This is a genomic window from Pseudomonas sp. Wu6, from assembly GCF_019891515.1.
Taxonomy (GTDB): domain Bacteria; phylum Pseudomonadota; class Gammaproteobacteria; order Pseudomonadales; family Pseudomonadaceae; genus Aquipseudomonas; species Aquipseudomonas orientalis_A.
Genome location: NZ_JAFLXH010000008.1, coordinates 26,262 through 39,763 on the forward strand (window position 1 = coordinate 26,262; position 13,502 = coordinate 39,763).

The 13,502-nt window shown below is 56.4% G+C and carries 14 protein-coding genes; 1 reads left to right on the forward strand and 13 read right to left on the reverse strand.

Annotated features, from left to right (window positions below; all coding sequences use genetic code 11):
* The first annotated feature begins 237 nt into the window (after positions 1–237).
* A complete protein-coding gene (locus tag J1G34_RS27135; RefSeq protein WP_262411746.1) occupies positions 238–804 on the forward strand; it encodes a TnsD family Tn7-like transposition protein in 567 nt (188 codons plus the stop codon).
* A 51-nt stretch (positions 805–855) separates the two neighbouring features.
* Here the strand turns inward: J1G34_RS27135 and J1G34_RS07530 are convergent, their stop codons facing one another.
* From J1G34_RS07530 to J1G34_RS07590, 13 genes are all read right to left on the reverse strand, one after another.
* Positions 856–1,917 carry a TniQ family protein gene (locus J1G34_RS07530; protein WP_222993711.1) on the reverse strand — a complete coding sequence of 354 codons (1,062 nt, stop codon included), beginning with the start codon at positions 1,915–1,917 and terminating at the stop codon, positions 856–858.
* A gap of 155 nt (positions 1,918–2,072) precedes the next feature.
* Complete coding sequence (gene glmS / locus J1G34_RS07535) at positions 2,073–3,905, reverse strand: glutamine--fructose-6-phosphate transaminase (isomerizing) (protein WP_065886689.1); 1,833 nt, start codon at positions 3,903–3,905, stop codon at positions 2,073–2,075.
* Between the two features lie 10 nt (positions 3,906–3,915).
* On the reverse strand, positions 3,916–4,683 hold the full coding sequence (locus J1G34_RS07540) for a DeoR/GlpR family DNA-binding transcription regulator (protein ID WP_065886690.1): 768 nt from the start codon (positions 4,681–4,683) through the stop codon (positions 3,916–3,918).
* A 220-nt stretch (positions 4,684–4,903) separates the two neighbouring features.
* Positions 4,904–6,271 (reverse strand): bifunctional UDP-N-acetylglucosamine diphosphorylase/glucosamine-1-phosphate N-acetyltransferase GlmU, encoded by a 1,368-nt coding sequence (gene glmU, locus J1G34_RS07545; protein WP_122464291.1) that lies wholly within the window; start codon positions 6,269–6,271, stop codon positions 4,904–4,906.
* 123 nt (positions 6,272–6,394) lie between these two features.
* A complete protein-coding gene (locus J1G34_RS07550; protein WP_003195825.1) occupies positions 6,395–6,811 on the reverse strand; it encodes a F0F1 ATP synthase subunit epsilon in 417 nt (138 codons plus the stop codon).
* 44 nt (positions 6,812–6,855) lie between these two features.
* Positions 6,856–8,232 carry a F0F1 ATP synthase subunit beta gene (gene atpD, locus J1G34_RS07555; RefSeq protein ID WP_065886692.1) on the reverse strand — a complete coding sequence of 459 codons (1,377 nt, stop codon included), beginning with the start codon at positions 8,230–8,232 and terminating at the stop codon, positions 6,856–6,858.
* Positions 8,233–8,259: 27 nt separating this feature from the next.
* The gene (gene atpG, locus J1G34_RS07560; protein WP_003195829.1) at positions 8,260–9,120 is read right to left on the reverse strand and encodes a F0F1 ATP synthase subunit gamma; all 861 of its coding nucleotides are present in this window, start codon (positions 9,118–9,120) and stop codon (positions 8,260–8,262) included.
* 50 nt (positions 9,121–9,170) lie between these two features.
* A complete protein-coding gene (atpA, locus tag J1G34_RS07565) occupies positions 9,171–10,715 on the reverse strand; it encodes a F0F1 ATP synthase subunit alpha (protein WP_003177064.1) in 1,545 nt (514 codons plus the stop codon).
* A 21-nt stretch (positions 10,716–10,736) separates the two neighbouring features.
* Positions 10,737–11,273 carry a F0F1 ATP synthase subunit delta gene (locus J1G34_RS07570; protein ID WP_015886646.1) on the reverse strand — a complete coding sequence of 179 codons (537 nt, stop codon included), beginning with the start codon at positions 11,271–11,273 and terminating at the stop codon, positions 10,737–10,739.
* Between the two features lie 12 nt (positions 11,274–11,285).
* Positions 11,286–11,756 (reverse strand): F0F1 ATP synthase subunit B, encoded by a 471-nt coding sequence (locus tag J1G34_RS07575; RefSeq protein WP_003195835.1) that lies wholly within the window; start codon positions 11,754–11,756, stop codon positions 11,286–11,288.
* A gap of 56 nt (positions 11,757–11,812) precedes the next feature.
* Positions 11,813–12,070 (reverse strand): F0F1 ATP synthase subunit C, encoded by a 258-nt coding sequence (gene atpE / locus J1G34_RS07580; RefSeq protein WP_002555987.1) that lies wholly within the window; start codon positions 12,068–12,070, stop codon positions 11,813–11,815.
* A 133-nt stretch (positions 12,071–12,203) separates the two neighbouring features.
* Positions 12,204–13,073: a F0F1 ATP synthase subunit A gene (gene atpB / locus J1G34_RS07585; protein ID WP_057725770.1), complete on the reverse strand. Its 870-nt coding sequence runs from the start codon at positions 13,071–13,073 to the stop codon at positions 12,204–12,206.
* 16 nt (positions 13,074–13,089) lie between these two features.
* Complete coding sequence (locus J1G34_RS07590) at positions 13,090–13,497, reverse strand: F0F1 ATP synthase subunit I (protein ID WP_065897804.1); 408 nt, start codon at positions 13,495–13,497, stop codon at positions 13,090–13,092.
* Positions 13,498–13,502: the final 5 nt, after the last annotated feature.

Consider the following 13,502-nt stretch of genomic DNA (forward strand, 5'->3'; position numbering starts at 1 on the left):
CCTACTACTAATAAGCAAGCGAAGATGTTCATCTCGCAAATGTTAAGAGCCCCACGTGGCCATCACCATCCGTTGAAGCACTTGACGTTAATAACTTTCCTTTTCGACAGCTTCGCTGAGTTCGTTAGTGCGTATGATCGCATGGTAATTTCGCACGATGAGCAACCCCATTTCAGAGTTAGTGCTAATAAGCGCCTCAAAACAACGCGAGTTTTAACATCCCCGAATCGCCAGACTATGGCTCGCAAGCCAAAAAAGCTAAAACCTCCTATACGGGCTAGCATAGTTCGGCTCTTGTTAACAGGATTACCAAAGCAGGATATTTGCGATAAATTCGATATCACTATCTGTACGCTAAATCGGATTATCCGAGAAGAAGAAGGCCTAAAGTATAAAAGGAAAGAAATTGAGCTGGAATTAAATCTACAAGCGTATCGATCAACGTGGACAAATGCAGTCTCTTTAAATAAAGATGCTAGTGCCAAAAAAATACGATATGTTATTCCTGAAACCTACGCTTGGCTATATAGAAATGATCGAGAATGGCTGAATACGCAAATCCGCAAATTGCCGTCAGGGCGTGGCGGAAACAATTCTAGATTGAATTGGGATGAGCGTGACGTGTCGCTTGTCTCTCTGGTCGAGACCGTCTTAAAAGAAAGCGCTCAAAAACCGGATGGAGCACATATTAAAATGAATGATATTTATCGTTTGGTGCCTATGTTGTATCGATCCCTCGAGATAAAGGACCGCTATCCGAAGACTAGAGCATTAATCCGAAAAATTATTTGTGGACGATATTAGTTCTTATAAACTCCGCTTACTCTGATGTTTGACGTTCAAAATTATGCATCGCTATAAACAAGCGGTTTTTTTTGGGGCGGGAAAGTCGCAGCACGCATACCTTGCCTTTTTTCTACGGGCGAGACTATCTAAAGTTTCAGATTCCGCAAAATCTTTAAACGGATACGGACAAGACCAGTACCCCATGCCATGCACTTCATCCTCTTGTACAAACTGAAGCGACTCGAATCCACCAGAGTTATAAGTATGCCAAAGAGAGTCTATAGGACGAAAGCTAGCGCTGGCTGCTCTCAGGCTATTCAGAAAATGATCGAACCTGTCAAAATAAACTATTACCATGTCAAAATAAGAGAAGCTCAGCACATTGACCATCAGTCCGTTATTTTGGGACTTGGCACAGCTCATCGAATGTATGCGCTTATCGAGCCATTCTAGGTCATTTTCAAGTTGATCGATACGTTCAGACGTTGTAGATCTAAGTTGAAGCAGTCTTTCTATTAAAACGCAAATGGCTTTTTCAATTGGAATATGGAATGAGCATTTATAGAAACCCACTACGAAAGAGGCCAATTTAGCTTCCACTTCATCAACACCGGTGTCTGCAACTACCTCATTCAGATATCTGCCATTGCAGCCACTCCACATTACTTCCAGCCCATGATTATCGACCGAAAAATGTTCACCACAAAATGGACAGTTGTGAACCAGCTTGGTTGAATGCTTTGTACAAACATTCACATCGCTGTGCAAGGGACGGCGCCAGTACGAATAGCCCAATGACTTTATGTCGTCTGATAAACAACCAGGGCAGAACGAGTGTGAAAGCGCGCTGCTCTCAATCACATATCCAGAATTGGTGTAGCTGGCTAGCGAATATGAAATGTCATGCTCATCCTTGAAAACTGAGTTCATTGGATAGTTAGTATGCTCATGCAGAAGCCGATTAAACCCATGACATCCTGACCAGCCAAGGATGGAAGCAATCTTTCTAACATCCTTGGTTAGGATATTCCCATTGGCTAACGAGGAAAGCTCATGTTTTCCGAAATTCAGGTACAGAGTCCGCGCTACGTATGAACGCAAAGACTCACCACGCTGGATTCTGAGACGCATCGAATCCCCAGTGATTGGCATTTCTTTCACCACGACACAACCGACGATCAAGAAATGTCGAGAGGCTACCTAGCCTGGCAGCCCCATCGACAGTTTTAATTCGCAAGCGACAGCTTTAATTCACAAAGACCAACCTTTCGGTACGCCAGTGAGGCTTATTCCACCGTCACCGACTTCGCCAGGTTGCGCGGCTGGTCAACGTCGGTGCCCTTGAGCACGGCGACGTAGTACGACAGCAACTGCAGCGGAATGGTGTAGAGGATCGGCGACAGGGTGTCGTGGATGTGCGGCATGTTGATCACGTGAGTGCCTTCACCGTTGGTCATGCCGGCCTTTTCGTCGGCGAACACGATCAGTTGGCCGCCACGGGCGCGTACTTCCTGCAGGTTGGACTTGAGCTTTTCCAGCAGTTCGTTGTTCGGCGCCACGGTGACAACCGGCATGTCGTCATCCACCAGGGCCAGTGGGCCGTGCTTCAGCTCGCCGGCCGGGTAGGCTTCGGCGTGGATGTACGAGATTTCCTTGAGTTTCAGCGAACCTTCCATGGCCACCGGGTATTGCGCGCCACGGCCGAGGAACAGGGTGTGGTTCTTGTCGGCAAACAGTTCGGCGACTTTTTCCACGGTGCCGTCCATGGCCAGGGCTTCGCCCAGGCGGGTCGGCAGGCGGCGCAGCTCTTCTACCAGGGTGGCCTCAACGCCTTCGGCGAGGGTGCCGCGTACTTGACCGAGGGACAAGGTCAGCAGCAACAGCCCGACCAGTTGGGTGGTGAAGGCTTTGGTCGAGGCGACGCCGATTTCGCGACCGGCCTGGGTCAGCAGGGTCAGGTCCGATTCACGCACCAGGGAGCTGATGCTGACGTTGCAGATCGCCAGGCTGCCGAGGAAGCCCAGCTCCTTGGCGTTGCGCAGGGCAGCCAGGGTGTCGGCGGTCTCGCCGGACTGGGAGATGGTCACGAACAGGGTGTCGGGCTGCACCACCACTTTGCGGTAGCGGAACTCGCTGGCAACTTCGACCTGGCACGGGATACCGGCCAGTTCTTCGAGCCAGTAACGCGCAACCATGCCGGCGTGGTAGCTGGTGCCGCAGGCGACGATTTGCACGTTGCGCACTTTGGCGAACAACTCGGCGGCTTGTGGGCCGAAGGCGTTGACCAGCACCTGGTTCTGGCTCAGGCGACCTTCGAGGGTGCGCTGTACCACGGAAGGCTGCTCGTGGATTTCCTTGAGCATGAAGTGGCGGAACTCGCCTTTGTCAGCGGCTTCGGCACCGTCGCGGTATTGCACGGCTTCGCGCTCGACGGACTGACCGTTGATGTCCCAGATCTGCACGCTTTCACGGCGGATGTCAGCGATATCGCCTTCTTCCAGGTACATGAAGCGGTCGGTGACCTGGCGCAGGGCCAGTTGGTCGGAGGCGAGGAAGTTCTCGCCCAGGCCCAGGCCGATCACCAGTGGGCTGCCACTGCGCGCGGCAACCAGGCGGTCCGGCTGGCTGGCGCTGATCACGGCCAGGCCGTAGGCGCCGTGCAGTTCCTTGACCGTGGCCTTGAGGGCGGTGGTCAGGTCGCTGTGGTCCTTGAGCTTGTGGTTGAGCAGGTGGGCGATGACTTCGGTATCGGTGTCCGAGGTGAATACGTAGCCCAGGCCCTTGAGTTGTTCGCGCAGCACTTCGTGGTTTTCGATGATGCCGTTGTGCACCACGGCCAGGTCACCCGAGAAATGCGGGTGAGCGTTGCGCTCGCACGGCGCACCGTGGGTGGCCCAGCGGGTGTGGGCGATGCCCAGGCGGCCTGCCAGTGGCTCACCGGCCAGGGCCTGGTCCAACTCGCTGACTTTACCCGGACGGCGCATACGCTCCAGCTTGCCGGCGTTGGTGAAGACCGCCACACCGGCGCTGTCATAGCCACGGTATTCCAGGCGCTTGAGGCCTTCGATCAGGATGGCCGTTACGTTACGTTCGGCGACTGCGCCAACAATTCCACACATGGTATTTCTCCTAGATGACTGCCGCGCATATCAGCGTAATGCCGCGGGCTTGGATCTGGTCGCGGGCCTCGAGCGGCAGGCGATCATCGGTGATAAGGGTATGGACACTGCTCCAGGGCAGTTCCAGGTTGGGAATCTTGCGGCCGATCTTGTCGGATTCGACCATCACCACGACCTCACGGGCGACCTCGGCCATGACGCGGCTCAGGCCCAGCAATTCGTTGAAGGTGGTGGTACCGCGCTGCAAATCGATGCCGTCGGCGCCGATGAACAGTTGATCAAAATCGTAGGAACGCAGCACCTGCTCGGCGACCTGGCCCTGGAACGAGTCCGAATGCGGATCCCAGGTGCCGCCGGTCATGAGCAGCACTGGTTCATGCTCCAGCTCGCTCAAGGCGCGGGCCACGTTCAGGGAGTTGGTCATGACCACCAGGCCGGGTTGATGGCCCAGTTCGGGGATCATCGCAGCGGTGGTGCTGCCGCTGTCGATGATGATGCGCGCGTGTTCACGCAGGCGCACCACGGCGGCGCGGGCAATCGCGCGCTTGTAAGCCGAGACCGGCTGGGCCGCGTCGCCCACGAGTTCTTGAGGCATGGTGATTGCGCCACCGTAGCGGCGCAGGAGCAGGCCATTACTTTCGAGGGCGGCCAAGTCCTTGCGGATGGTCACTTCCGATGTTTCGAAACGCTTGGCCAATTCGTCCACGCTGACTTCGCCCTGTTCATTGAGCAAGGTCAGGATGTTGTGGCGACGTTGGGGGGTATTTCGTTTCGACATGGGAGTGATAAGTTTCGTTTCGAAAGATAACGAAGGCAATCAAAACCTATTGGCGAAAGATCGTCAAGCGGTGGCTATCACTATTTTTGAAATAACGCAGGCAAATGTGGGAGGGGGCTTGCTCCCGATGGCGGTTTATCCGTCAGCCCTTTATTGACTGACCCACCGCTATCGGGGGCAAGCCCCCTCCCACATTGGAGTTTTGTTGCTGCCAAGGGCGTCAGGTCTTCTTGATTTTGACCGGGCGTTTCCAGCCGTCGATGTTGCGCTGGCGGGCACGGGCCACGGCCAGTTGCGACTTATCCACATCCTGGTTGATGGTTGAGCCCGCTGCGGTGTTGGAACCATCACCGATGGTTACAGGAGCAACCAGCGAGTTGTTGGAGCCGATGAATACGTCTTCACCAATCGTCGTCTGGTATTTGTTGGCGCCGTCGTAGTTGCAGGTAATTGCACCGGCGCCAATGTTGCTGCGAGCACCGATTACCGCATCACCGAGGTAAGCCAGGTGGCCGGCCTTCGCCTCGTCGCCCATTTTCGCGTTTTTCAGCTCGACGAAATTGCCGACGTGCGCCCGCGCGCCCATCACCGTTCCCGGACGCAACCGTGCAAACGGCCCGGCATCGCTGCCCTCGCCCATCACCGCACCGTCGATATGGCTGTTGGCCTTGACCACCACGCCTTTGCGCAAGGTGCTGTCCTTGATCACACAGTTAGGACCGATCACCACGTCGTCTTCGATGATCACGCGGCCTTCGAGGATCACGTTGATATCGATCAACACGTCGCGGCCCACCGTCACTTCGCCACGCACATCGAAACGCGCCGGGTCACGCAGGGTGACGCCCTGGGCCATCAGGCGGCGGCCTTCGCGCAGTTGGTAGTGGCGCTCCAGCTCTGCCAGCTGCTTGCGGTCGTTGGCGCCCTGCACTTCCATCGGGTCGTGGGGCTGTTCGGTGGCGACCACCAGCCCGTCACTGACCGCCATCTCGATAACGTCGGTGAGGTAGTACTCGCCTTGGGCGTTGTTGTTGGACAGGCGGCTCATCCAGTCGCCCAGCTTATCGGCCGGCACGGCGAGAATGCCGGTATTGCCTTCAGTGATGGCGCGCTGGGCTTCGCTGGCGTCCTTGTGCTCGACGATCGCGGCGACCTTACCGTCGGCGTTGCGCACGATGCGTCCGTAGCCGGTGGGGTCGTCCAGCTCAACGGTGAGCAGGCCCATCTGGCCCGGCACCACATGCTTGAGCAGGCGCTGCAGGGTTTCCACTTCGATCAGCGGCACGTCACCGTAGAGAATCAGCACGGTGTCAGCGGTAATGAACGGCACGGCTTGCGCAGTGGCGTGGCCGGTGCCCAGTTGCTTGTCCTGCAATACGAAATTCAAGTCGTCTGCGGCCAGGCGCTCACGTACCACGTCGGCACCGTGCCCGATGACGACGTGAATGCGTTGCGGGGCCAACTGCCGGGCGCTGTGGATAACATGACCGAGCATGGAATTGCCTGCGACCGGGTGCAGCACCTTGGGCAGGGCTGAACGCATGCGGGTGCCCTGGCCTGCGGCGAGAATTACGATTTCAAGAGACATGAATGGCTACCAATCCTGGGCGGTCCGGCTTCAGACCAGAGAAGTGTTTTGCAAAAAAAGAAAAAGGGTAGCCGAGGCTACCCTTTTTAATCAATCACGCGTGAAGCGTAACGGCAAAGCCGCTTACTTCTTGCGGATCTGCTGGAGCGTACGCAGCTGCGCTGCAGCTTCGGCCAGACGGACTGCAGCAGCGCTGTAGTCGAAGTCTGCGCCTTTTTCGTTCAGCGCCTTCTCGGCAGCCTTGACGGCTTCCTGAGCGGAGGCTTCATCCAGGTCGCCGGCACGTTGCACAGTGTCGGCAAGTACCTTGACCATGTTCGGCTGAACCTCGAGGAAACCACCGGAGATGTAAAACACCTCACGTTCCCCGCCTTGCTTGGTCAGCGTGATCGGACCTGGCTTCAAGCTGGTAATCAGCGGAGCGTGACCCATGGCGATACCAAGATCACCCAGGTCACCGTGCGCTGTTACAAACTCGACCAGACCGGAGAAGATTTCCCCTTCCGCGCTGACGATATCGCAATGGACTGTCATAGCCATCTGATTGCCTCAACCTGATGAGCGCCCGTTTCCGGGCGCCAGGATTACAGTTTCTTGGCTTTCTCGATCGCTTCTTCGATGCCGCCGACCATGTAGAACGCTTGTTCTGGCAGGTGGTCGTAGTCACCGTTGAGGATGCCTTTGAAGCCAGCAATGGTGTCTTTCAGGGAAACGTATTTACCCGAGGCACCGGTGAAGACTTCAGCCACGAAGAACGGCTGCGACAAGAAGCGCTGGATCTTACGAGCACGGTTTACCAACTGCTTGTCGGCTTCCGACAGCTCGTCCATACCCAGGATCGCAATGATGTCCTTCAGTTCCTTGTAACGCTGCAGCACGTACTGAACGCCGCGAGCGGTGTCGTAGTGCTCCTGGCCGATCACGTTCGGGTCCAGCTGGCGCGACGTCGAGTCGAGTGGATCGACCGCTGGGTAGATACCCAGGGAAGCGATGTCACGGGACAGAACGACGGTGGCGTCCAAGTGGGCGAAGGTGGTGGCAGGCGACGGGTCGGTCAAGTCATCCGCAGGTACGTATACCGCTTGGATCGAGGTGATCGAACCTTCCTTGGTCGAAGTGATACGTTCCTGCAGAACGCCCATCTCTTCAGCCAGGGTCGGCTGGTAACCTACTGCCGAAGGCATACGGCCCAGCAGTGCGGATACTTCAGTACCGGCCAGGGTGTAACGGTAGATGTTGTCGACGAACAGCAGAACGTCGTTACCTTCGTCACGGAACTTCTCGGCCATGGTCAGGCCAGTCAGTGCTACGCGCAGACGGTTTCCCGGCGGCTCGTTCATCTGACCGTAAACCAGTGCCACTTTGTCCAGAACGTTGGAGTCCTTCATCTCGTGGTAGAAGTCGTTACCCTCACGGGTACGCTCACCCACACCGGCGAACACGGAATAACCGCTGTGCTCGATGGCGATGTTACGGATCAGTTCCATCATGTTGACGGTCTTGCCTACACCGGCACCACCGAACAGACCGACTTTACCGCCCTTGGCGAACGGGCATACCAGGTCGATAACCTTGATGCCGGTTTCCAGCAGGTCGTTGCCGCCCGCTTGCTCGGCGAACGAAGGTGCTGGACGGTGAATGCCCCAGCGCTCTTCGGTGTCGATCGGGCCCGCTTCGTCGATCGGGTTGCCCAGTACGTCCATGATCCGGCCCAGGGTCGCTTTACCGACCGGTACGGAGATGGCAGCACCCGTGTCGACAACGTCCAGACCGCGCTTCAAGCCTTCGGTGGAACCCATCGCAATGGTACGAACTACGCCGTCGCCCAGCTGTTGCTGAACTTCCAGAGTAGTGTCCGCGCCTTGTACTTTCAGCGCGTTGTAGATGCTCGGTACGCTGTCGCGTGGGAATTCCACGTCGATAACGGCGCCGATGATTTGAACGATACGTCCGCTACTCATAGCTGGATCCTCTGAATATTTGAACCGTTAAACCGCGGCAGCGCCGCCGACGATTTCCGAGATCTCTTGGGTGATCGCAGCCTGACGCGCCTTGTTGTAGATCAGCTGCAAATCGCTGATCAGATCACCGGCGTTATCGGTAGCGTTTTTCATCGCGATCATCCGCGCCGCTTGTTCAGCTGCGTTGTTCTCGACCACCGCCTGGTACACCTGCGACTCCACGTAGCGCACCATCAAGCCGTCAAGCAGCTCTTTGGCGTCTGGTTCGTAGAGGTAGTCCCAGTGGTGCTTGAGTTCCTGATCCGGGGTCGCCACCAGTGGAATCAATTGCTCCACGGTTGGCTGCTGGGTCATGGTGTTGATGAACTTGTTGGATACCACGGACAGGCGGTCAATCCGGCCTTCCAGATACGCATCCAGCATCACCTTCACACTGCCGATCAAATCATTGATCGACGGCTCTTCACCCAGGTGGCTGATAGCTGCAACGACGTTACCGCCGAAGTTACGGAAAAAGGCCGCACCCTTGCTACCCACAACACACAGATCGATCTCGACGCCGTTTTCGCGGTTTACCGCCATGTCCTTGACCAGGGCCTTGAACAGGTTGGTATTCAAGCCACCGCACAAACCACGGTCACTGCTCACTACCACATAACCGACACGCTTGACGGCGCGCTCGATCATGAACGGGTGGCGGTATTCCGGGTTGGCGTTGGCCAGATGCCCAATTACCTGGCGGATACGCTCCGCATAAGGACGGCTAGCAGCCATGCGCATTTGTGCCTTGCGCATTTTGCTGACCGCCACTTTTTCCATGGCGCTGGTAATCTTTTGCGTGCTTTTGATGCTCGCAATCTTACTGCGAATCTCTTTTGCGCCTGCCATGTAACACCTATCAGGTTAGCAAGCGGGAGCCTTGCGGCTCCCGCTGCGGCTTACCAGGTTTGGGTGGCCTTGAACTTCTCGATACCGGCTTTCATGCCAGCGTCGATATCGTCATTGAAGTCACCCTTCACGTTGATCTTCGCCATCAATTCGGCGTGATCGCGGTTGAAGTAAGCAATCAGCGCTTGTTCAAAGCTGCCGACCTTGGCGATTTCAACGTCGGTCAGGAACCCACGCTCAGCGGCATACAGCGACAACGCCATGTCAGCGATCGACATTGGGGCGTATTGCTTCTGCTTCATCAGCTCGGTAACGCGCTGACCATGCTCAAGTTGCTTACGGGTCGCTTCGTCCAGGTCAGAAGCGAACTGGGCGAATGCCGCCAGTTCACGGTACTGAGCCAGAGCGGTACGGATACCACCGGAGAGCTTCTTGATGATCTTGGTCTGAGCGGCACCACCCACACGGGATACCGAAACACCGGCGTTCACTGCAGGACGGATCCCGGAGTTGAACATGGCCGATTCCAGGAAGATCTGACCGTCGGTGATGGAAATCACGTTGGTCGGAACGAACGCGGAAACGTCGCCAGCCTGGGTTTCGATGATCGGCAATGCGGTCAGGGAACCGGTTTTGCCGGTCACTGCGCCGTTGGTGAACTTCTCTACGTACTCTTCCGAAACGCGGGATGCGCGCTCCAGCAGACGGGAGTGGAGATAGAACACGTCGCCTGGGTAGGCTTCACGGCCTGGTGGACGGCGCAGCAGCAGGGAAATCTGGCGGTAAGCCACTGCTTGCTTGGACAGATCGTCATAAACGATCAGCGCGTCTTCACCGCGGTCGCGGAAGAATTCACCCATGGTGCAACCGGAGTACGGTGCCAGGAATTGCAGCGCAGGAGATTCCGAAGCACTGGCAGCCACGATGATCGTGTTGGCCAGGGCGCCGTTTTCTTCCAGCTTGCGAACCACGTTGGCGATGGTCGATTGCTTCTGACCAATGGCTACGTAGACGCAGAAAATGCCGCTGTTCTTCTGGTTGATGATCGCGTCGATGGCCAGAGCGGTTTTACCGATCTGACGGTCACCGATGATCAGCTCACGCTGGCCACGGCCGACAGGGATCATGGCATCGACAGCCTTGTAGCCAGTCTGTACAGGCTGGTCTACCGACTTACGCCAGATCACGCCTGGAGCAACTTTCTCGACCGCGTCGGTCTCGGTGTTGCCCAGTGGACCTTTACCGTCAACAGGGTTACCCAGTGCGTCGACTACTCGACCCAGCAGTTCCTTACCAACCGGAACCTCCAGGATGCGGCCTGTGCACTTGGCGCTCATGCCTTCGGCCAGACTGGTGTATGCGCCCAATACAACGGCACCTACGGAGTCTTGCTCCAGGTTGAGGGCCATACCGTAGACGCCGCCCGGAAACTCGATCATCTCGCCGTACATGACGTCGGCCAGACCGTGAATCCGCACGATGCCGTCAGATACGCTGACGACAGTGCCTTCGTTACGGGCTTGGGAGGTCACATCGAGCTTGTCGATGCGGCCCTTGATAATTTCACTTATTTCGGAAGGATTGAGTTGCTGCATTGCTCTGCTGCCCCTTCAAACTCAAGATTTCAATGCTTCGGCAAGTTTCGCGATTTTTCCGCGAATCGAGCCATCGATAACCAGGTCGCCGGCACGGATAACGACACCACCAATCAGGGATGCGTCCTCCGAAGCTTGCAGGCGCACTTCCCGATTGAGTCGTGCACTGAGAACCTTGGCGAGTTTGTCTTGCTGTTCTTGGTTCAATGCAAAAGCACTGGTCACTTCAACGTCTACCGATTTCTCTGCTTCGGCCTTGTACAGGTCGAACAGAGCGGCAATCTCCGGCAAGAGCGGGAGACGGTCGTTTTCGGCAACGACGTGGATGAAGTTCTGCACTTTCACATCAAACTTGTCGCCGCACACTTCAATAAAAGTGGCGGCCTTGTCTGCGCTCGTCAGGCGCGGGGCCTTGAGCACGCGCTGCATGGTGTCGTCTTGCGACACTGCTGCAGCCAGGCCGAGCATGGCTGACCAAGAGGCCAGCTGCTGGTGGGCCTGGGCGTGCTCGAAGGCTGCCTTAGCATAAGGTCGGGCCAACGTGGTCAGTTCTGCCATGATCGCCCTCGCTTAAATTTCAGCAGCCAGTTTGTTAACCAGCTCCGCGTGCGCGTTTTGATCGATTGTGGCACCGAGGATCTTCTCGGCACCGCCGACCGCCAGAGCACCCAGTTGGGCACGCAGCGCGTCTTTGACGCCGTTCAGTTCCTGTTCGATCTCGGCATGAGCCGAAGCCTTTACACGGTCAGCTTCGACGCGGGCTTTTTCAACAGCCTCTTCGACGATCTGGTTACCGCGCTTCTTGGCTTGCTCAATGATCTCGGCTGCCTGTGCTTTAGCTTCGCGCAGTTGCTGACCCACTTTCTCGTGGGCCAACTCCAGGTCGCGAGCTGCACGGCTGGCAGCGTCCAAACCGTCCGCGATCTTCTTCTGACGTTCGTGCAAAGCCGCGATGACCGGAGGCCACACGAACTTCATGCAAAACACTACAAAAATGAAGAACGCAACGGATTGGCCAATCAGGGTTGCATTAATGTTCACGCCAACACCTCGCTCATTCGTTGTCCATCACCCCAATCACTCGAAAAGTCGAGTGATCAGCCAGCGAGTTGACCAACGAAGGGGTTCGCGAAGGTGAAGAACAGTGCGATACCAACGCCGATCATGGTCACGGCGTCGAGCAGGCCGGCAACGATGAACATTTTAACTTGCAGCATTGGAACCATTTCCGGCTGACGCGCTGCGCCTTCCAGGAATTTGCCGCCCAGCAGGCCGAAACCAATGGCAGTACCCAGGGCGCCCAGGCCGATCAACAGTGCAACAGCGATAGCGGTTAGACCAACTACAGTTTCCATCTTTCCTCCCGACTTTTACGTCGTATGGTTTAGGTTTTTTAGATTTTAAAGCGGTAAAACAAATCGTTTCATAGCCCTGTTGGGCCACCTTCCCGTTTCACCGGGAAGGACATCAGACTAGTCGAGACTGGTCTTAATGGTTCTCTTCGTGCGCCATCGACAGGTAGACGATGGTCAGCATCATGAAGATGAAGGCCTGCAGGGTGATGATCAGGATGTGGAACACAGCCCACGCCCACTGCAGAACGATGCCCAGGCCGCTAAGCCAGAGCAGACCGCTGCCGAACATCACAGCGATCAGAATGAACACCAGCTCGCCGGCATACATGTTGCCGAACAGTCGCAAGGCCAGGGAAATCGGCTTGGCAACCAGGGTCACGAATTCCAGCAGGAAGTTCACCGGGATCAGCAGGGCTTGAACGAAGATGTTCTTGCTGCCGAACGGGTGCAGGGTCAGTTCGCCGATGAAGCCGCCGATGCCCTTGACCTTGATGCTGTAGAAAATGATCAACGCGAACACCGACAGGGCCATGCCCAGGGTAGCGTTCGGGTCAGTGGTCGATACGGCACGGAACGGAATGTGCGCATCGCCGGAGATCAGGATGGCCAGCTGAGGAATCCAGTCAACCGGGATCAGGTCGACGGCGTTCATCAGGAACACCCAGACGAAGATGGTCAGTGCCAGCGGTGCGATCACCGGGCTGCGGCCATGGAAGCTGTCTTTCACGCTGCCATCGACGAATTCGACCAATACTTCAACGAAGTTCTGCAAAGCACCTGGCTGACCGGAAGTCGCCTTTTTTGCCGCCATGCGGAAAATCAGGACGAAGATCAGACCCAATGCGACCGACCAGCCCAGAGTATCCAGGTGGAAGGCCCAGAAACCCATTTCCTTGGCTTCTGCTGCGGTGTGGGCAAAGCCCCAGCCGCCGTTGGGAAGCTGACCGAAGGTCAGGTTCTGCAAGTGGTGCTGGATATAGCCCGAAGCGGTTGTTTCTGCCATGGTTGCCTCAAACGCCCTAAGGTTTCGAAAGTCTTGTTTTCATTAGCAGGGGAGCGAACCAGCTGACCAATTGGGTCAACACGAAGACGCCGAATACAGCCAGCGGCGCCAATGGCTTCACACCTGCAAAGGTCAGTGCGAACAGCACTGCCGTCAAAATCAGTTTCCCCGCCTCGCCGGCATAAAAAGACCGGACGATGGCCTGGGCTGCTCGGGCGCCGGAAAACCGAAAGGCCCTGTGAGCAAAATACATATTGGGCAGCAAGGCTATCAGGCCTCCGCAGAGTCCTGAATATCCGGCTACGACTCCATGCCAGTACCAAAGCGCCAACGCGGCGATCAGCAAAACGACAAGTTGCGTCAATAAAACCGGAAAAACAGCCAAGCGATGGAACGGCAACGTGTTTGGCGTGCGGGTTTCCATCACTC